The 20,897-nt window shown below is 52.0% G+C and carries 15 protein-coding genes; 7 read left to right on the top strand and 8 right to left on the bottom strand.

The features are described from left to right. Window positions 1-28 precede the first annotated feature (28 nt). From ACYVK4_RS09990 to ACYVK4_RS09965, 6 genes are all read left to right on the top strand, one after another. Entirely contained in the window at window positions 29-2,008 is a 1,980-nt protein-coding gene (locus tag ACYVK4_RS09990) for a DUF5995 family protein (RefSeq protein ID WP_461127352.1), read from the top strand. Between the two features lie 157 nt (window positions 2,009-2,165). Further along, a complete protein-coding gene (locus tag ACYVK4_RS09985) occupies window positions 2,166-4,319 on the top strand; it encodes a sensor histidine kinase (protein WP_461127351.1) in 2,154 nt (717 codons plus the stop codon). Window positions 4,320-4,429: 110 nt separating this feature from the next. Next, on the top strand, window positions 4,430-5,965 hold the full coding sequence (gene treF / locus ACYVK4_RS09980; protein ID WP_461127350.1) for an alpha,alpha-trehalase TreF: 1,536 nt from the start codon (window positions 4,430-4,432) through the stop codon (window positions 5,963-5,965). A 284-nt stretch (window positions 5,966-6,249) separates the two neighbouring features. After that, window positions 6,250-7,002 (top strand): hypothetical protein, encoded by a 753-nt coding sequence (locus tag ACYVK4_RS09975; protein ID WP_461127349.1) that lies wholly within the window; start codon window positions 6,250-6,252, stop codon window positions 7,000-7,002. A gap of 98 nt (window positions 7,003-7,100) precedes the next feature. Continuing rightward, window positions 7,101-7,721 (top strand): hypothetical protein, encoded by a 621-nt coding sequence (locus ACYVK4_RS09970; RefSeq protein WP_461127348.1) that lies wholly within the window; start codon window positions 7,101-7,103, stop codon window positions 7,719-7,721. A 127-nt stretch (window positions 7,722-7,848) separates the two neighbouring features. Continuing rightward, window positions 7,849-9,504, top strand: coding sequence for a glycerol-3-phosphate dehydrogenase/oxidase (locus ACYVK4_RS09965; protein ID WP_461127347.1), 1,656 nt, complete (start codon window positions 7,849-7,851; stop codon window positions 9,502-9,504). A 73-nt stretch (window positions 9,505-9,577) separates the two neighbouring features. Here the strand turns inward: ACYVK4_RS09965 and ACYVK4_RS09960 are convergent, their stop codons facing one another. The 8 genes from ACYVK4_RS09960 to ACYVK4_RS09925 form a co-directional block, all read right to left on the bottom strand. After that, window positions 9,578-11,110, bottom strand: a complete 1,533-nt coding sequence (locus tag ACYVK4_RS09960; protein WP_461127346.1) for a carboxypeptidase regulatory-like domain-containing protein — start codon at window positions 11,108-11,110, stop codon at window positions 9,578-9,580. Window positions 11,111-11,148: 38 nt separating this feature from the next. Continuing rightward, complete coding sequence (locus ACYVK4_RS09955) at window positions 11,149-12,609, bottom strand: CsgG/HfaB family protein (RefSeq protein ID WP_461127345.1); 1,461 nt, start codon at window positions 12,607-12,609, stop codon at window positions 11,149-11,151. A 63-nt stretch (window positions 12,610-12,672) separates the two neighbouring features. Then, window positions 12,673-13,101 carry a curli production assembly/transport component CsgF gene (locus tag ACYVK4_RS09950; protein WP_461127344.1) on the bottom strand — a complete coding sequence of 143 codons (429 nt, stop codon included), beginning with the start codon at window positions 13,099-13,101 and terminating at the stop codon, window positions 12,673-12,675. A 44-nt stretch (window positions 13,102-13,145) separates the two neighbouring features. Beyond that, window positions 13,146-13,667 carry a hypothetical protein gene (locus ACYVK4_RS09945; protein WP_461127343.1) on the bottom strand — a complete coding sequence of 174 codons (522 nt, stop codon included), beginning with the start codon at window positions 13,665-13,667 and terminating at the stop codon, window positions 13,146-13,148. A gap of 4 nt (window positions 13,668-13,671) precedes the next feature. Next, on the bottom strand, window positions 13,672-14,265 hold the full coding sequence (locus tag ACYVK4_RS09940) for a hypothetical protein (protein ID WP_461127342.1): 594 nt from the start codon (window positions 14,263-14,265) through the stop codon (window positions 13,672-13,674). Window positions 14,266-14,539: 274 nt separating this feature from the next. Next, window positions 14,540-15,574: a hypothetical protein gene (locus ACYVK4_RS09935; protein WP_461127341.1), complete on the bottom strand. Its 1,035-nt coding sequence runs from the start codon at window positions 15,572-15,574 to the stop codon at window positions 14,540-14,542. A 1,495-nt stretch (window positions 15,575-17,069) separates the two neighbouring features. After that, entirely contained in the window at window positions 17,070-18,002 is a 933-nt protein-coding gene (locus tag ACYVK4_RS09930; protein WP_461127340.1) for an RraA family protein, read from the bottom strand. Window positions 18,003-18,201: 199 nt separating this feature from the next. Then, the gene (locus tag ACYVK4_RS09925; RefSeq protein ID WP_461127339.1) at window positions 18,202-19,140 is read right to left on the bottom strand and encodes an RraA family protein; all 939 of its coding nucleotides are present in this window, start codon (window positions 19,138-19,140) and stop codon (window positions 18,202-18,204) included. Window positions 19,141-19,445: 305 nt separating this feature from the next. Between ACYVK4_RS09925 and ACYVK4_RS09920 the strand changes: the two genes are divergently transcribed. Continuing rightward, on the top strand, window positions 19,446-20,870 hold the full coding sequence (locus ACYVK4_RS09920; protein WP_461127338.1) for a mandelate racemase/muconate lactonizing enzyme family protein: 1,425 nt from the start codon (window positions 19,446-19,448) through the stop codon (window positions 20,868-20,870). Window positions 20,871-20,897: the final 27 nt, after the last annotated feature.

Genomic DNA, 20,897 nt, shown 5'->3' with positions numbered 1-20,897 from the left:
TCTATCCCCCGATCTTAAAAAGTCAATTATGGAATCGCAAACCCTTTCTGCCCGCTGGCCCGATGAATTTTTGTGGAGCAAACGCGCCATGGGCGACCCACTTGCCGATGCGGTGATTACGACCCTGCTGGCTGAAAACCAAAAGGGAGAAGTGGACCAGATTTTCCAGGTATTGGTTCGCAATCGGCAATTTCCGAACCCCGCTTTCGACGCCCTGCCCGATTCGGTAAAGCGCGTCGTCGAGAATTATTTTGTGAAGACGCGTCAGCTACCCGCTTATGCCGAGCCGTTCAAGCTGATGGTGGCCGCCGATGTGTTCCGGCAGCATGGCCCCAAAATGCTGATGATCCTGCTCTGTAAATCGCTGCCGCTTTGCTACACCTGCTGGCGCGGGGCCAAAGTGCTCTATCGAACCGGACGGCTGCGGGTACACGATGGTTCCCTCGATGCATTTAGCCGACGGCTCATGGAAACGGCGCAGTTTGTGGTCGATGTGCTCACGCGGAATAACTTCGAGCAGGATGGTACGGCGGTGGTAGCCACCCAAAAAGTGCGGCTTATGCACGCCGTTATCCGGCACTTTGCTCAGGAGCGCAACTGGGATACGGCTACCTATGGTGTGCCCATCAACCAGCAGGATCTGGTGGGTACGCTGCTGTCGTTTGGCGTAGTGATCATCAATGGTCTGGAGCAGCTTGGCATTACCCTTACCCCGGAAGAACGCGAAGCGTATCTGCACCTGTGGCACGTAGTGGGCGAAATGATGGGCATAGACGCTGACCTGCTGACCGAGAATGAAGACGATTGCCGAGCGCTCATGAACGCCATTCTGGCCCAGCAGTCGGGGCCGTCGATGGAAGGGACGGAGTTGACGGAAGCCTGTATCGACCTGATGAACAAGCACATGATTGTGGGGCCGCTCAAACGACTATCGCCATTTTTCGTGCGGTTTTTCGTGGGCGATCACTACGCGGATATGCTCAAGGTACCTGCCGCCACCGACGCCGACGATTCGTTTGTGATGGAGGCCGTGCAGTGGTTCGACCGGAGCATCCGTAACCTGGATCAGAAACACGTCCTGATGGCGGCCATGGGGCGGGCATTCAGCCATGGCATGATCGGGCAGATTCTGGAGTTTACCAACGCGGCCAAAAAGGAGCAGTTTTACCTGCCGTCGGCACTGACAGACGACTGGGATGCCGTTCAGCCCGATTTCCGTATTCCCCCGCTTGAGCATATCGACGACGTTATCTTTTACCTGGATAAATTGTCGCGGCATTTCCGGGCCCAAAACAACCCCATGGGCCTGTTTACGGCGGTTTACCGGGTCGTGACCAAACGCGTAGCCGATGGCCTGAAACAGGGAATATTTGCCAATCCGACGGATATGGAACGCCTGGATGTAGGCTTCGGGAACCGCTATTTTGAGGCTATTAACCAGTATTTCGATGGCAAACCGGCAACGGGGCCGTGGCAGGTATCCTTCGATGCCGCCCGACAGCAACTGGTGACCAATCAGCACGTTTTTGCCGCGGCCAACGCCCATATTACGTTCGATCTGCCTATCGTACTGGCCGACGTCTTCAAAGGGCAGGAGTTAGCCAGCATTACCGCCGACTTCGACCTGATGAACCAGCTGTTCGATGACATGTACGACCAGATGAACGATAACGTCGGGCGTATTTTTCGACCGTTCGGGCGGGTGCTGCACCTGATCGACGAGCGTTTCAAAAATCTGGAACGGACGATCATGAAAAAGAACCGCGCCTATGCCTGGCAGGTCAGTACCGAGCTGCACCAGGCAACCGACGAAGCTACCCGCCAACAGATCATGGCCCGTATCGAATCGCAATCGGCGGCTATGGGCTTAAAAGTCGTTCAACTGCCCCCGTTGGTACGGAACGTTGTCCAGCTCATGGCTAATAAGGAGTTTGGCACACCCGCCCAAAAAATTGATGTTATGCTGCGTACCGCCCTGCTGCCTGCCATTGGTCAAACAGCGACCTGATTTTGATAGGTCCGTGGAAAAGGCTGTTGATAATTGTGCGTATTCGCATCCGCTGATAACGAATTACTTACTGATCGACACCATTAATGAATGAACGAACGATGAATAAAGAAATCGTAAAGTCGGCTCCCCGAAAGGTGGGCTGGTCTGATGACCTATGAAATACGTTTTCCTGCTCTGGTTTGTCTGCCTGCTTAGTTCGGCTCTGAACGCCGAGCCAGTCCCCCTGCAGCATGTATCGCAGACCTACGACCTGTTCAAGGCCAGTTCGCTGCTGGAGGTGAGACCGGGACAAGTGACGATTGACTCGCTGCTACACGCGCCGGGCCGGTATTCGTTTGTGCCAACCCGAAACAGCTTAATCGTGCCCTATGACCGGCAGCGGGCGTATTGGTTTCGGGTCGATTTGACCAACCTCACCTCCGAAACGTTTTTTCTGCATGCCATTTACTCGGGGACGGAGCGGATTAAGGTGTACGAAGTAGCCAACAACCAGGTTATTGCGCAACACCACTTAGGGCGGTTTGATCCGTTGGTGGGGCGGAGTTTTCAGCGGAGCCTGTTATACTGTCCGCTCCTGGTTCGTGCCGATCGGACCGCATCCGGGCAGACGCATACCCTTTATATTTATATGGAGGGGATATACACAACCTGCCTATACTTCTATGGACAGTCGGCACCAACGCTGCTGGAGGCCGTTCACAACAAAGACCTGTTCTATGGTCTTTATTACGGCTTCATCCTGATGATTGTGGCCTATAGTCTGATCATGTTTATCCGTTTGCGCGACCAGGATACCATCCGGTATGCCGTTTGGGTAACGTGTATTGGCATTCAGCTGGCGTTGTATCGGGGCTATACCGGAGAATACCTTTGGCCCAATACGCCATCTATCGAACGTTATGCTACCGCGCTGGCAGGGGTGTCTGGTATATTACACGTCCTGTTTACCATTTCATTTCTGCGTCTTCAAAAGAAATCAAGCTGGTTTTATCGGATCGGTATTGGCATGATCGCGGCTTATCTGATCGGTATTATTGTCAATCTTTTTACGGTATATGCGGCCACCCAAACCAGTAAGCAGCTCGATTGGGTACCACAGATTGCCCTGTTTGAGGGTATATTCAGTGTAACGGCGGGTATCGTCACATATCGGCGCGGCTTTAAGCCAGCCCTGTTCTATTTTGTCGGCAACCTGGTCTTCTTTTTCTCTATCTTCATCTTTCTCCTCTACGCCGGTGGGCAGTTGCCACACTCATTCTGGTCATACAACAGCATTCATCTGGGGTCGGGTATTGAGATCATGCTCTTTGCCATGGCGTTGACCTACAAAGTGAATATGCTCAAGCAAAGTCAGGAAAGGGCTGTTAGCGAGCAACTTCGGCTCTCCGAAGCAAACGAACGGCTGATACTTGAGCAGAATGTACAACTGGAAGAAAAAGTAAATCAGCGTACTCAGGAATTGAACCAGCAGAAAATGGGTCTGCAAACGACCCTGGCGCAGCTTCGGGCCACGCAGGACCAACTTATCCAACGGGAAAAAATGGCTTCCCTGGGCGAACTGATGGCCGGGATTGCGCACGAAATTCAGAATCCACTCAACTTTGTCAACAATTTCTCGGAAGTAAGTGTCGATATGCTCGGAGAGTTGAAAGAGGAAATTGCGGCCGACCGCAAAGTCGATGCGCTGGCAATTGCGGATGAGCTGGTGCCCAATCTCGAAAAAATCAGTCATCATGGCAAACGGGCCGGCAGTATTGTACGGAGCATGCTTCAGCACAGCCAAAGTAGTAAAGGCAACCATCAGCCAACGGACTTAAACGCACTCGCCGACGAATACCTTCGACTCACCTACCAGGGAATGCGCGTGAAAGACATTGATTTCAATGTGAAGCTGACAGCGGAATTTGATGCGAACATGGGTCTGGTCAATCTGATGCCGCAGGAGATAGCTCGTGTATTGTTGAATCTCTACAACAACGCCTTTTATGCCGTTCGGGAAAAGAGCAGACAACAGGGAAATACGTTAGGCTATCAGCCAGAGGTTTGGGTACGAACACATCGGCAGGATAGTCAGGTAAGCGTAGTGGTAAAAGACAATGGAATCGGCATTCCGCAGGAGATACTGACGAAGATCTATCAGCCTTTTTTTACAACCAAGCCAACCGGCGAAGGAACAGGGTTAGGTTTATCGTTGAGCTATGACATCATTACCATGGGCCATGGAGGTGAATTGGTGGTTCGTACCGAGCCTGGTCAGTTTGCGGAGTTCGAAATCAGGCTGCCCAGCCCGGGGGTATCGAACGGGTAGAATAGACCATTCCGGTTTCCACGGTACGTCATAATTTTGTGTACTGGCCAAACATAAACCACAAACCGGATTGTTTTACCCTAAACAATCTGAAACGTCTTCTTTTTATCTTGGCAAATTCTCCCTTCCCCAAATCGCCTGACCAGCTTTTCGGCAGCTTATTTCGTGACGTGCAGTTAGGACATATTTTCGCTGACTCAAAAACTTTCGTCGACTGTGTGCCTATGCAGTCGCCCGCCGAGGTCGTTGCCCGGTATGAAGCAGAGAAGCATAGCCCCGATTTTGACCTTACCCGCTTTGTTCATTCATCGTTTACTGTTCCGGAGAAAATGGCGGGTGGGTATGTCAGCGACACGTCCGTTTCTACGGTCGAGCATATCAACGGCCTGTGGGACCGGCTCACCCGACAGGCCGATACACCGGTTGAGGGAAGTTCGCGCGTACCACTCACGCACCCGTACGTAGTGCCCGGCGGGCGTTTTCGGGAGATATTCTACTGGGATACGTATTTTACCATGCTGGGTCTCAAAGAGGCAGGACGGGTTGATCTGATTGAGGACATGCTCGAAAATTTCGCCTACCTGATCGACCAGTTCGGCTTTATTCCCAATGGCAACCGAACTTATTTCCTGAGCCGGTCGCAACCGCCTTATTTCGCTCTAATGGTCAGTTTACGGGCTGAGATCAGCGAGACGTTGCCCGATGGTACGGATGTTCTTATAAAATACACACCACAACTACAGCGTGAATATGACTTCTGGATGCAGGGTCAGCGCGACCTGACGGCCGAAACTCCCATTGTCCGGCGCGTAGCGAAAGCCCCCGACAACCGGATCGTTAATCGTCATTGGGATGACACACCCGCCCCCCGGCCGGAAGCCTATCGGCAGGAAGTCGAGCTGATGGAGGCCTCCCGGTCGCTTGGCGTCGTACCGGAAGAGCTGTATAGTCATATTCGGGCCGCCTGCGAGTCGGGTTGGGATTTTAGCAGCCGGTGGTTTTCGGACCGGCACACGATGGCGACGATTCAAACGGCAGATATTGCTCCGGTCGATCTGAACTGTTTGTTGCATTTTCTGGAACTGACCCTACAAAAAGCGTATGCCCACGCGGGCCAGACCGATCAGGCAACCGAGTTCGGGCAAGCCGCATCGGTTCGTAAGGAGCATATCGAGGCCCTTTTCTGGAACGAAGAAGCTGGTTTTTATTATGATTATAATCTGGTAACGAATCAGCAAATAGCCGTTCCTACGCTGGCAGGTGCCTTTCCGCTGTTTTTTCAATTGGCCACACCCGAACAGGCCGCCCGCGTTCACAACCAGCTCAAAACGGATTTTCTGCACATTGGCGGCTGGGTCACAACGCTCGACAAAACGGGGCAGCAGTGGGACTGGCCCAACGGCTGGGCCCCCTTGCAGTGGATTGTATACCGTGGATTAATGGACTACGGATTCACTGAAACTGCCCGAAAAGGGCGGGACGCCTGGATGGATCTGAACGATAAAGTATTCCGGGCAACGGGCAAAATGATGGAAAAATACAACGTGGTCGACGCGGCCCTCACCACAGGAGGAGGGGAGTATCCCAACCAGGATGGCTTTGGCTGGACCAACGGCGTGTACCTGGCGATGGAGAAAGGAAGGTAGTTGGTAAGTTGGTAAGTTGGTAAGTCGGTAAGTGGCTTCGCCCAAGTCTGTAGTGCTGAACGCAACGGGGGACCGGCAAGTGTATTTCTCCGGCGTTAGCCACTTACGGACTTACGGACTTACGGACTTACGGACTTACCGACTTACCGACTTACCGACTTACCGACTTACCGACTTACCGACTTACCAACTTACCGACTTAGGCGAAGCCGCTTACCAACTAAAAATGTGGCATTGAATTTGTAGAGTGGGTTCACACAACTTACTTAACAATCCATTTCGCCATGAAAAAGCTCTTCATTACTGTGCTGGCTGCGGGTATGACCACCGCTGCTTTTTGCCAGAAGACGTTTATTCTATCGCATCAGGATAAAAAAGGATTCTTTGCCGTATCGGCGGGGGCCAGCTTACCCGTTGGCCGATTCGCCAGTTGCGTACCTTCCGATAACGAGGCCTGTATGGCCGGGCAGGGGCTTGCTTTCAACGTTTCAGCCGGGTTTAAGGTAGCGGGCAACGTGGGTCTGATGATCCGGGGAGAACAACACCGCAACACCGTTAATACCAATGCGATGCTCAATGCGCTTTATCGCAACGATACCGATGTCTGGACCGCGAAGGCCGACAACTGGTCGGTGCTGAGCGTGATGGCGGGGCCGTATGTGTCGATTCCGATGGGCCGTTTTTCGGTCGATGGCCGACTGCTGGCCGGGCGCGCGCTGGCTGTTCTGCCAAACACCGATATGAAGGGTAACTTCGGTACAACGGAGATGTCGGTGAAAACAACGGGCTCCCAAAGTACAGCCTTATCGCTGGGCGGTGGGTTGTCGTTACGGTACCGGCTGGGCCGCAGTACATCGGTTCACGTGAATGCCGACTATAGCCAGGCTGAATTTACCTTCAACAACCTGACCTCAATCGCTACCAACGGATCTGTCCGTTCGGAAAGCTCCGCTTACAGCAGCACCCGAATGGTGAGCATGGTCAGTGTATCGGCCGGTTTCGCTGTTTTGTTTGGAACGCGGTACCGTCCGTTCTAACGACCGTTGATTGGCTTGGCCGACAGTTCATCCACATTGGGTTGTAACCATCGGCTTCGCGCCGTAGTTTAGTGGTCGAACATCTTATTATTCAGGCCATGACACCTTTTCGTCGGCATGCCGTTCTTCGGCGCATTAAAGACATTACGTTCAGTACCACCCTTAGTCTGGCCCTGCTCAACGGGAGCGCCATGCTGCAAAGCTGCGGCAGCAACAATTCCGATGACGACCAGGCCGAACGCACCGAAACCAGTTTTAATAAAGGTGTTCGGACATACATCACTGAAACGGCACCCGGCAATTTTAAAATCACTGATGAAGTCCAAACGGGTCCCGGTCAGGCCGGAGCTATCGTGAGCTACTTCGACGGCCATCGGGATACGCTAAGTGTCGAAGCCGCCAAACGGCTGGTAGAAACCGATAAATCGACCAGTACCTATTTAAATAATCCGGGCGCGTACCAGGCCCAGCACCACAATGGGCTGGCCAATGCGTTACTGTGGGGCAGCCTGGGCTATATGCTGGGCCGAAATAACTCCTCGCGATATCAGGAGGACCAGCGCCGGTATGGGTCCGGTTTTTATGCGAACCGGGGCCTTTATGAACGCTCAACGCGGGTGGGCGACAATGTCCGCAGTTCGCGCGTAACCCGCACTGTTCGGCCATCGGGCGGACGTAGTGGCTTCTTTAGTGGACGTGGCCGTAGTTTTTCGGGCTAAACTGAATTCTCTGGTCGATGCCAGCGTTTATTCAGGGAAGAAAGGGGTTGGTTAACAAATTGTTAAGAGAAATCTAACGAACCTGTTAACCTATTCACTTACTTCACCATTAAACGTACCTTTGTGCATGAATCGGCAAAAAAACCAGGAGCGGCTGCGGCAGGAATCTTTTGATATTTGTATAATCGGGGCGGGAGCCAGTGGTGCCGGGGCGGCTTTGGATGCTGCCCTGCGCGGTTATCGGGTCGCCCTGATCGACAAAGGCGATTTCGCCGGAGAAACCTCTTCCCGGTCCACCAAGCTGATTCACGGCGGAGTCCGCTACCTGGAGCAAGCCATTAAAAAGCTTGATCTGGCGCAACTGCGGCAGGTTCGTCACGGGCTGGCCGAACGCCGGACCGTTATCCGGAACGCCCCTCATCTGGCCCACCCACTCGCTATTCTGACACCCGTATTCAGTTGGTTCGAAGGCATGTACATGACCGTTGGCCTGACACTTTACGATTTTATTGCGGGTCATGATGCGTTTCCGAAAGGAGCCTGGCTGAATAAGGCACAGGCACTCGACAAAAGTCCCATGCTGACGCGCCAGATGCACAGCGCCGTTCTCTATTACGATGGTCAGTTCAACGATGCCCGCTATGCGCTGGCGCTGGCGCACTCGGCCGACGAAGGGGGTGCCGCCGTGGTCAATTATGCCGCCGTTACGGGCTTTGGCCGTGAAAAGGGCAAACTTGCCACCGCTACAGTAAAGGATGAGCTCAGCGGAGAGACGCTGACCGTTCGAGCCAGTGTGTTTCTGAACTGCACCGGCCCCTACGCCGACAGCATCCGCCTATTGGCCAACCCATCGGCCGACCCGCGCATCCGACCCAGCAAAGGTGTTCATATTGTGCTTCCCCGCGAAACCCTGCAAACGGATTATGCCGTGCTGATTCCGAAAACGACGGATGGCCGGGTCGTGTTTGCCATTCCCTTTGGCGAGAAAGTTTTTGTCGGTACGACCGATAATGATTACTCTGATCTGACGCAGGAGCCGGTTTTGGAATCGGCTGAGGTCGATTATCTGCTCGAAACCGTCCGGCCTTATCTGGACAAAATGCCCACCCGCGCCGATGTACAGTCGGGCTTTGGCGGGATTCGTCCGCTGATCGTGAGCAGCCGCGCCGATACCAAAACGCTCCTTCGCGACCACGAAGTAGAGCATGATTCGGAGTCTGGACTGCTGAGTTTGCTGGGTGGGAAATGGACCACCTACCGGCTTATGGCGCAGGATGCCGTAGACCGCGCGGGCGAACTGCTGAAGAAAGACGTGCCGGGCAGCACCGAATCGCATTATCTGATTGGTGGCGAAAACTACCGCTTTGATGATTGGCAGCAACTGCAAAGTCAGTATGGATTAGCGGCCAATGTGTGCCAGCACCTGATGCGTACCTACGGCAATCGCGCCGAGCGGGTCGCTCAATTGACAAAAGAACAACCCTCTCTGACCGAACCCCTGCACCCTGGCCAGCCGTTCATTAAAGCCGAAGTGGTGTATCAGGTTCGTGACGAAATGGCCGTTACGCTGCGCGATGTGCTGGCGCGCCGGTGGCGACTCGAACTATATAACTGGCAATTGACCAGCCAGATCGCACCCCTCGTTGCCGACCTGCTGGCCGCTGAACTGGGGTGGACAGAAACTCAATGCCTCGAACAGGTACAGGCTTACCAACAGTTACTTGTCGCCTTCTCCCGACAGGCCGGACTCACCACCGAACGGTCGGCGATGGCAACGAACTAGCTTCTGTCTGGGCATAGCTCTGGCTTGGCCCAGACAGAAGCTAGCCCCTCTCTCCGCATAGCAGTTCTGCTACCTACTGCCGCCAGTAGGGCATTTCGGCGGAGGTAAATAATAACTTCCGATTCTGGGTGGGCTGACTGGTACCCGTCAAATCAAGGGTATATACCGAACCGGGCGTAGACCCCGTGTTATCGACGTTCGTAAAAATGATTTGTGCGCCGTTTGGCGAAAAACGGGGCTCTATGTCGTTGGTACCAGCCGGTTTGTTGGTTTGGGTGCTATTGCCGGATGACGTTTGCGCAGCCGATAAATCGGTAACGCCATTCGTGGCCAGATCGAGCAGATATAGGCGGGCGTCGAGCTGACGGCCCTGTTCATTCATAAATCCACTGGCATCGGCCGAAAAAACCAGTTGCCGTCCATCGACCGAAAAGGCCGGATTCCCTACCCGATTTTCACGACGGCTATAAACTGTTCGAACGTTGGCGCCATCGTTCTGAAGGACCATAATCTCATTGTCATAAATACTGGTTCCGGTGGTTCTGGCCGCAATCCGGTTACCCTGCGGGGTCCAGTCGCAATCCGCAAATACGCGTCCCGATGGGGCTTTAGCCACCTCGCGTAAGCCCGTTCCATCGATGCGGACGGCATAGAGCCGGTCGTTGCTGGGGTACAGCAGCTGCGTGCCATCCGGCGACCAGCAAAAGGATAAATCTGTGGGGTATAAACCGGTAATGGGTACGTTAGTCACCTGCCTGATGTTGCTGCCATTGGCGTTCATCAGGAACAACTGCGGCTCTGTTGTGGCGTTCGAGATAAACGCGATCTGTTGTTTATTGGGGCTAACCACGGGTCGCCAGTTGCTGCCCGTAGTTGTCAGCTGCACAGGAGGGCCGGTTGTATTGGCCGCAAAAATCTGATACTGCCCATTGATGCGTCGCGCAAAGACGAAGCTGTAATCGGGTACGGCACCGGTTGTGAAGGACCATACTGGCCCATTGACGGTGTTGACCTTATCGCTGACAACCACCTGCCACAGATAGGTCGTGTTGTAATCGAGGTTAGTAACGACCAGCGAATCGGCCGTCAGGCCCGTGTAGGATGACGTTGGCGTTGCACTCCCGCTTTTAAAGAGCAGCACATTGTAGGTCAGGCTATCCCGGTTCGGGTCGGTAGCTGTCCATTTCAGCGTTAATGATGTCGATTGAATGCGGCTGCTGGTAGCGGGCGAAACCAGCGTTGGGGCCGTTGGCGGACGGTTTTGCGTCTGGTCGTCGGTTAGTAAAACCGTCACAATGGGCGAGGCATCGGCGCTCACGGTGATCGCCGACGATTCGGTGCCGTAACCAACTTTTGATACCCGCAACGTGTAGCTGTCGACCAGCACGCTATCGAAACGGAAATTTCCCAGGGAGTCGGTGGTAACAACGCGGCTGGTGGGTGATAGCGTTACGGTGGCGTTGCCAATAGGCCGCTGGTTGACGCTGTACAGCACGCGCCCGCGTATCGTACTTAGTTGTATGGGGTCAACATACGTATCTTCATTACAGCCCCAAAAGGCGAAAAGGCTCAGGAGAAGGATAGTCCAGGAAACGAAAGATTTCATTAACGTAAAGTCAGTTAAACGGTGTGACGAAGCGACATTTATTTTCTCGGCACCGAAGGAGGGGTGGTTTGCTGTTGGGGAGTGATCGCCGATGGGGTTACCGGTCGGGATTTGGGAGATTGAAAACGGCCGATGTGGATCACCAGCCCGAGTGTACCCCGCAGGTAATAATCGTTGCGGGCGCCTGTAATCCGTCCGTCCAGCGCATCGGTAAAGGGTTGATTATACGAGATGGTAGACCGGAAACCGATGGCTTTGCTCGCCGTGAACTGAACGCCCAAACCGCCCTGGGCCTGTAAATAGCTGGCACCCTGAAACTGGAACGGCGAAGAACCGCGCTGCGACACGGCACCGGCACCAATAAACAGCAGGGGTGTCCAGCGTTCGTAGGGCATGGGCCGCAGAATTAAATTGCCTTCCAGCGAGGTTATATTCCGTGAAAAAGCCCCTTCGCTGGCCAGAGCGCCGGTAGCTGCATTCACCTGCACACCGAAAACGGGCGTAATATGAAAATCCAGCGACGCCCCATAACTGCCTTTGTGCGTGTGCCGGGCGTAGTCGCCGTAGTAGCGCATTACCCCGGCATAGGTATGCAGGCTAAGGAAAGGAGGGGTCAGTTCCCGGCGAATACCAAATACGTCCGTCTCGCTCATGATCGTTTTCTCTTTCTCATAAGCGTCGAGCGTGGCTTTCATCGCGCCTGCCGATTTATCCTCGGCCATCCATAAGCCATCCCGGGCCCCTTCGATAATCAGCCCTTCGACCGCTTTTTCAATAGCCTCCGTCACGGCCAGCTGGCCGGGTTCGGTGGTGGTGAGGCCCGTTTCGGTTTCGAGCAGGCGTTTGAACGTCACATACCGGAACAAGCTGGCGTTGATGGTCTGCGACAGGATGGTTTTTGACGTGTATATCGTTTTGAGGATTTTGCCCGACTTAGTCGAAACGGCGCGTAGGTAAACCGTCACCCGATCCTGCCGATACTGTGTGGCCCCCCCGGCCCCGAAATACTGAATACCCCCGCCCCCCGTAATGATGTTGGCGTCGTAGGAAACCACGCCCCCTTCCAGAATAATACCCGCAAACAGCAGGGGAGGGAGGTTTTCGCCTTCTTTGAACTGGGCCACGCTGGAGCGGACAATTTTGCGTTCGTTGAGCAGATTGCTCACATTTTCCCGCTCGATGGCTACAAACCAGCCACTTTCCTCCAGAGCTTTGAGCAGTATATTGGTCGTTCCCTGCGTAACCGCCGTCGAAAAGCCGGTACCGGTTTCGGTTTGTTTGTACTGACCCGTCAGATCGCGGAATTTATAGACGGCAGCGACTATTTTTTCTTTGGCGGGCGGCAGCTGACGAAGGGAGGTAGTAGCGGGGGTTTCTTCGCCCAACCGGGCACGCCGGGCTTGCGTAGGCTGATGAAAAAACGTCGTACAACTCGATAAAACACTAACCAAACCGCCCAGAATGATTATGTGCAGGGTTCTGGATAAACCTGTTCTCATGAATGAAGCAAAAAGAGATAAAAGAGGAACGTGTGGCTGATAAGGCCAGATAGACGGAAGCAATTAAAAATAGGGGATAGTAATGGATGTTTCGCCCCCTTTCCCGTCCACAATCCGGACAACCACGCCATCGGCGCCGTTATTGATCTGAACCTGAAACTCACCGAATGTATAAGTGCCGGGTTTTAAGGTGCCCTCGCCGAACTGATTGCCAATCAAACTGTTGGTAATCCGGTTCAAAAGCTGGTTCTGTAAGCTCTGTGCGAAGTTGTTGAGGGTGTTGGTATTGGTCGATGTGGTGGTGCGGCCGGTTGCTGTCAACGCGTTAGGATCTTTCGTTTTGTCCTGGGCCTGCGCCGAGCTTAGCATCCAGGCGTAATTGAAGGTGTTACCGCCAAAGTTTGGGTTATTGGGATGATAAACGAAGGCTTGTGCGGAGGCCCCGACAATAGCACCGAAGCAAAGAAATAGAGCCAGTAGCGTTTTTTTCATGTTGAGTAAGGATAAAGTAGCTGGGTATTGGGTTGGCTGGATTGTCAATATACCCCCGTCCCTTTTTGATCTTCGCTTTCCAGCGATCGCTGCACCTCCTGGTAGTTCAGTACGTATTGATTAATGACCTCGGCCGCATTGAACGCATACAACTCAAGAACCTCCTGCCGGATCTGAACATAATTCTGCCAGATCAACTGGTCGTTCAGCGACACGGAGATGATGCTGGTGCCCACGCCGAAAGCCGGCAGCTCATCAATGGTGACGATGTAGGCGTTGATGTCGAGGTCGAGTTTGGGGGTTATTTTTACGGTCGAATCGGCCAGGGTCAACGGAGATACCGATTTGGGTAGCTCGGCATAATGCCGAAAAAAAGCTTCATAAAAATCACGGCCAATTTTCGACCGGGTGTTGTCGAGCAACAAGGTTTCGGTGCCTTCTTCCGTAATAACCGCTTCGCTTAACACTTCTTCGTCGAGCTTACCTTCCAGCTCCGGGTCCTGCGCCCATACGGACATACTCAGCAGCATCAGCAGAATAGCGAATAGACCTGATCGTTTTTTCATTCTGTCAGTTGCCGAAGATTCGTCCGTTTTGAATGATGGCTGCGGCCCCCCCGCTTTGTTCGATCCGCAGATTGGAAATGCCTGTGCCAACGGCATTCTGAAGCTGTGTCGTGTTACTAATCGTCAGGGAATTATTGCCGTTGCCCTGGCTAACATCGAGCCGGGTATTGTCCACCTGTAATCGCTGCATCTGGATGCGGTCGCCCCCGTCCTGCGTGAGCGAGATACGGTTATTCGTACCACCCAGTCCAATCGACACACTGTTATTGTTGCCGGTTTGATTCAGCAGCAGGCTGTTGTTCAGGCCCGACAGGTTAGCCTCCGTATAATTGTTATTGCCCGACTGCCCGACTTCCATGCGGTTTGGCGTATTGCTTATAACAGACAACAGGGCTGTGTTGTGGACGCCTTCCTGTTTCATCCGTACCTCGTTCAGAGAAGGATCCAGAGCACTGACGGCACCCAGCGTAAGGGTGGCCTGGGTCTGGCTACGAATCGTCGTTACCTGCCAAAAGGCATCCTGACTACTGCTCGTAGTCGATTGGGCCCGCACATCGATACTGGCAATCACCAATAAAAGTAATAGAAGTCGACTCATGAGTGCGGTTGAATTGTAAAGTAAAATACTAAGATACTAGGCTTAGGCGAGATTTTATTGCTGGTTATTTTAAGAATAAGGACATATTTACTGTAGGCCGTTTGTCCACTTTACTTTTGGCCTTCTTTATTGCTTCTTGCCAGGCATGCGGCCAGCGGGATTTTGCGGTGACGATTTGGCCTGGACAGGCTCGATGATCGAGCCTGTCCAGGCAGAGTAGAGTAGCGTACATCGACAGCTACCATTGTACTCTGGGCGCAACTACCCCAGGTGGTTAGTAGCTTTGTGAAATAATACCCGTGTTGCCGTTGCCAAGCTGTTGCACCTGAGCGAATTGCCCCTGGCCACTTGAAAACCATGTCTGCGTGATGGTTAGTGAGTTATTACTACCAACCTGCATTCCTGAAGAGCCAGTAAGTCCCTTCACCGTATTCTGATCACCCGTTTGAACAATGGTGGCTATATTAGAGGTCCCACCGTACTGCGTTAGATTAGTATAGTTGAAATTTCCTGTCTGCGTAACAGTTGCTATTGAACCACTCGTGAAGGAGCCACTTCCTTTTTGATACAGGAAAGCCTCGTTGTTGTTACCTAATTGAATAACTGTTCCTTTGGTTGATACAGTAGCTATGCTCGACTGGTCAACGAGACTGCTGTTGTTGTTGCCATCCTGATTAATAAGGACAACGTTGTTAGGGCCAGCGTTGTTATTCTGAAAGATTTGCGCACTATTAGTGTTCCCTAGTTGATTGATGGTGGCATCCTGAGGACCGAATACGCTGAACTGTTGGATGGTGGCCACGCTATTCTGGCTTGATCTGGAACCGTTCCCCTGGTTAATAGTTGCATGATTTTCGTACCCAGTCTGCTCGGTTACGGCTATATCTTCGTACGCATAGAGTTGCTTAATGGTTGATTTTAAGTTTTGGCCATTCTGCTGTACTGTTGCCTCTGAACTGATAGTGCTATAGTCCGATTGATTCACTAAAGCGGTGTTTCCACCAGCTCCGGTGCCATTCTGAGTAACAGTAATTATATTGTATGGGCCAGCAAATGCATTTTGAAGAGTGTTGGCTGTGTTGCCTAGGCCTGTCTGAGTGATGCTGGCTTCTTGTGCATACCGGCTAGTCTGCTGGTTGTTGTTGACGTTGCTGGTCCCATTCTGAACCACACTAACTGTTTGAAGAGTACCAGTCTGGGTTGATTTAGAACTATTTTGAGAACCTGTTTGGTTAAGCGATGCTGTGTTTTGAGCAGCAACCGTGGCTATGGAAAAAGCACCAACGAGCGAAAGGATTATGTTTTTCATACTGTTTTGGATGGAATAAGATTGAAAAGAGTGAATTGAGTATAAAGGGTTTTGGGAAGGCATCGAGCCTGTTTCATCGTAGTGCATTCCTCGTGGATGGCTGAACTCCCGGCCAGTAAGTCTACCACCGTTTCCTGTTGCAATGGCCCTGTTGGCTTAGCTGATCATTCAGATTCCAATTGCTTACTAACCGGAATCTGAATGATCAGTTGTCGTTTGAAAACCCATTGGTTTTCGAGCTACTTCACTAAAAGTCCGTTCTTGTATCGTATCATAAAATTCATTAATACAGTATAAATAGTAGACACTCTATATGAATTATTATAATTAATTTAACCGATAGAAAATATCGACTATGAGCCCATGACGTAGACAGGGCTTAGTTCATCGTTGTCCAGAAATTCAGGAAGTGATTGGGAACCTGAACCGACCGTTTGTGCGGGGTCGGTTAGCTGGTAAAGCAAACAGACTGCCGGAGGCAGTAGTAGTCAGTGGGTAGCCGACCGGGCGATAGGGTAAAAGAGCGTTCATACGTTGTGTGGATATCAATATCTGAAAAACAAACGACTTGCCTAAGGCTGCCTCGCTTTCGTTTTGCCATGGGCCAAAGGTATAAGCTGTCCATGAAAAGTCAATCGGACGTTTCCCTAACCTGCTTCCCAGTTGATGGATAATGAATAGCCGGGATTTTGTACATTTTATCTAATCGAAAGCTGATGACACGCGATACTTGCCCTGTATAATTTATTTATTTTCAGTTCATAAAACCGTTCACTTAACAAGCTATCTTCTACTGATAATTGTATTTATTAATTGTCTTTGGTTAAGTTATATGTATGTATATTCAATGAAAATAACTTTCATATTTAGTAAGTGGTAGCCGACTTAAAGGTTTGTTGTAGAGGCATTTATAAGATAAACTGGAATTAATAACAACTAAATTTATGTATATTTAATAAGATAAGTACGAGTTTATTTGTATCAAGAGTTTTTGAAATGATCGTTTCGAATAGTCAAAGTTTTCTATCGATATCTTTTGTTCCTTCGCAAGCTTAGATAAACTACCGGCATACAATCCGTTTTGAGGAAACGTCAGCAACACGCGAGTTCAGGTTAATGGCTTGTCTGATCAAAGTGATGACTTATTCCAGGTACAAATTAATTACCCCCATCGACCCACGCTGCAGACAATCGCTGAAGCCGTTCGATGGGGGTAGTTAATATAAAAAGGGACCTGCCCTGCCCGTCAGCCATTTACACTTAACGTTCCATGACTGAACCTGCTCTGACGCTTGACTAACCTAAACAGGAGGCTATCAGAACATGCTAAAGGCTGCTGGTTTCATAACCATCCTGATTGGTAATGATGACGTTAAGTGGGCGGTACTGAGACTCAGCCAGATTTGGGTACTGTTGGTATCATCCAATTGATTGATGGCAGCATCTTGGGGCCAACTCGATTACACTTGTGTAGAATTGATGAAAAATGCAGACTTTACCAGGTACGCTTGCTCATCACTTTATCCAGTTCAGGACGGGTCATGGTGCCTAACTCCGGGTGTTTCTTCAGCCAGTTCAGGAAATCTACTTTGATCTCGTCCGTCCACTGGCTGTCGATCTGGCCCGTGGTGTACTTGCCCGACTTAACCGTTTCGAAGCCAAACTGATCTTTGCGTACCACAAACTCGGCCGTGCTCACGACCTGTTCGGCCATGTGGGCGGGCACAAACAGGACGCCTTCCCGCTGGGCAATCACCAGGTCGCCGGGCATGACCATCACGTTGCCAATGCGGATGGGTGAATTGAGGCCCATCAGCACCATCTCTTCCAGGAAAGACGGGTGGAAATCGCGTACGAAAGCGTTAAAGCCTTTGATATTCTGAAGTTCCTGCAAGTCGCGGGCGGCTCCGTTAAACACAACGCCATTGCCGGTTTTGCTGAAGATTGCATTGCCCAGGGTAGCCCCCATGAGCGTGCCACCACCAATTTTACCAAAGCCATCGGCCACGTACACATCGCCTTTGGTCAGGGTTTCAATCGGCCAGGTGTTGGTGTTTCCTTTGCGGCCCTGTTTCGAGATACCCCGCTCCTTAATGAGTTTTTCGACATCGGGTCGGCTGGGCATATACATGGCCGTTACGGCGCGGCCCGTTACCGATACATCGTTGTGAATCAGTTTCCAGTTGCCGTCAAACTGGTTGGTGTATCCTTCGTTTTTCAGGACGGTCCAGGCGTCGTCGATACCAATGTTTTTGGCCCGTTCGATCAACTCATCCGACACTTTGGGTCGCCCGTCCGGGTAGCGTTCGCCTTTCCATTCGGAGGTTAAAAAAGTCAATTCGTCTTTTGGAATGGTTTGGGCGTGGAGGATAGTGCTTAGGTAAAAGCCAGCTAGTAATGCCAGAAAAACGGTACGTCTGAATGTCATGGATTGTAAAATAAAATCTTAAACAGCTTCGATAGCTAAAAATAGGAACTGCATGGGCGGCCCCGACAGATGATATAGATTGAACGGATTTTTACGGCAATGTAGGCAGGTCATCGATTTTATCCGTAAAGATTCGTTCAATCTGTTTTATCCGTGTCCCTTCATTTCATAAGAAAGTCCTGATGGGTGTTGCTCGCAATCAATGGCCTTCCTTCGCCAGATAGGCGTCAATATCTTTGGCTGTAATAGCCAGTTTTTTCGGGTACTTACCCACCCAGGTCCTGAATTCGCCTTTGATCTTGTCGGACCAGTCGCCGTGGATTTCGCCGGATGGGTACTTGCCCTGTTGCAGAAGCACCCGTTCGAACTCGTCGCGGAGGGCGGTCATTTCCGAGGCCGATACCAGCCCTTCGACCAGGTGCGCCGGAATGAAAACCGTACCGTATTCATTGGCAAACACCGCATCGCCGGGAATGACGGTCACGTCGCCAATGCGAATGGGCGCATTGATCGAGGTGGGGGTCATGTCTTTGATATACGACGGGTCGTGGCCTTTTACCCAGGCGTTGAACCCTTTGGTATCTCTCAGTTCCTGCATATCCCGCACGGACCCGTAAAAGATGACGCCCTTGCCCGTTTTTCCGTAAATGGCGTTGCCTAAACTCGAACCGATCAGGGTACCATCTTTGATTTTACCGAATCCATCGGCTACGTAAATATCGCCCTTGGTAAGGATGTCGATGGGCCAGATATTGATGCCGCCTTTCTGCGAACGGCCTTCGGCTTTGCCCTGCGCCCGTACCAGACTGTCGAGGTCGGGACGCATGGGCATGAACTGGGCCGTTACGGCACGGCCGGTCATGGTTTCGCCGGGCTTCAGGATGATCCAGTTTTTTTCAACCTGATTTCGGTAGCCTTTTTTGCCAAGGTAGCCCCAGATCTGCTCCAGCGTGCAGTTGGCCAGGCGTTCCATGACAATGTCCGGAATCTTCGGACGGCCATCGGGAAAACGCTCGCCTTTCCAGTCGGCGGTTAAAGCCTTAACGTATTCCGGCGATGAACCGACTCGCTGCGCCTGGGCTAAATAACCTCCCGAGAGCGTAAGTATTGACAAAAGTAGAAGTGTTCTTTTGATCATTGCGGTAGTTCTTGATTGACTGTTGAAAAGGGTAAGAATGGACTTGTAAGGTTTAGGATAATGATAATCATTTACTGACCAGTGAATAAGGTTCGTTTCGCATCGAACAACAACGAGGGTTTTTGGGGTAATTCTGGGTAAAAAGACTATCGCATAAGTAAAATACTGGCATTAACTTACTTATATGCGAACAGAATGCCCCGTAACGTCTGCTGAAGCGCGGCCTCCGGTTGTCGGGGCACTCCGGTTGACCTGAACCAAAAATCTGTCCTAAATACCTATAAACCCTGACATCTTCTTTTACTATGAAAAACATCTTCTCCCGATTGGCATCTTCGGGAAAATCATCCGATCGGCGCGACTTTCTGCGTAATGCTGGTTTAGGTGGTCTTTCGCTCGGCATGGCCTTTGATGGCCGGCACGAACAGGAAATGGAGTTTATCACCCAGAAAGTCCCCCGCGACTCGAAACCCTCCGATCTGAAAATTACTGACATGCGGGTGGCCGTGCTCAACGGCGTTCCGTTTAGCAGCCCGATCATTCGTATCGACACCAACCAGGGTCTTGTAGGCTGGGGTGAGGTGCGTGACGGCGCCAGTGCCAACTATGCGCTGATGCTGAAAAGCCGCCTGCTGGGCAAGAATCCCTGTAATGTGGAGCAGATTTTCAAGCAGATCAAGCAGTTTGGTGGACAAAGCCGGGCTGCCGGTGGCGTTTGTGGCGTCGAAATGGCGCTGTGGGATTTGGCGGGTAAAGCCTACAACGTACCGGCCTATCAGTTGCTGGGCGGCAAGTATCGCGATTTCATCCGACTCTATGCCGATACGCCCGAGTCGAACACCTACGAAGGCTTTGCCGAGAACATGAAGAAACGCCGGGATCAGGGCTACTCGTTCCTGAAAATGGACTTCGGCATTGGTATGCTGGCCGATCAGCCCGGTATGCTGGTGAATGCCAGTAACTGGAGTGTGAAGCAGCAGTGGAACGACCGCGAATCGGGCAAACTGGGCAATTACGCCAATACAAAACACCCGTTCACCCGGATTCAGGTGACGAAAAAAGGACTGGACCGGCTGGTAGAGCACGTGGGTAAAGTGCGCGATATCGTTGGCTACGACACCCCGCTGGCCGCCGACCACTTTGGTCACTTCGATGTGAACACCGCTATTCAAATTGGCAAAGCGATGGAGCCTTTCCGGCTGGCCTGGCTGGAAGACCTGGTCCCCTGGTTCTACACCGACCAATGGAAACAAATCACCGACGCCATCGAAACGCCGACGCTGACGGGCGAAGATATTTACCTGAAAGAAGGGTTTATTAAGCTGATTGACGCGAAAGCCATCGACATGATTCACCCTGATCTGGCAAGCTCGGGCGGACTTCTGGAAACCAAGAAAATTGGTGATTACGCTGAAGAGAAAGGGATTCCGATGGCCATGCACTTTGCCGGTTCGCCCATTTCGATGATGGCCAACGTGCACTGTGCAGCTGCTACGGAGAACTTTGTTGCCCTCGAACACCACGGCGTCGATGTAGCGGGTTGGGAAGACCTGATCACTGGCATGAAGCCTATCGTCGAAAAAGGCTTCGTCCGCGTGCCCGAAAAACCCGGCCTCGGTGTGGAGCTGAACGAAGAGGTTGCCAAGAAATTCCTGAAGAAAGGCGCCACCTGGTTCGCCCCAACCGACACCTGGAACACAAAAGACTCCGCCGACCGGGAGTGGAGTTGATGTTTACTGGCGCGGGCATTTGCCCGT

This window comes from Spirosoma aerophilum (assembly GCF_054782495.1).
The sequence above is the reverse complement of the archived record's forward strand: the minus strand, read 5'-3'. Positions and strand labels throughout refer to the sequence as shown.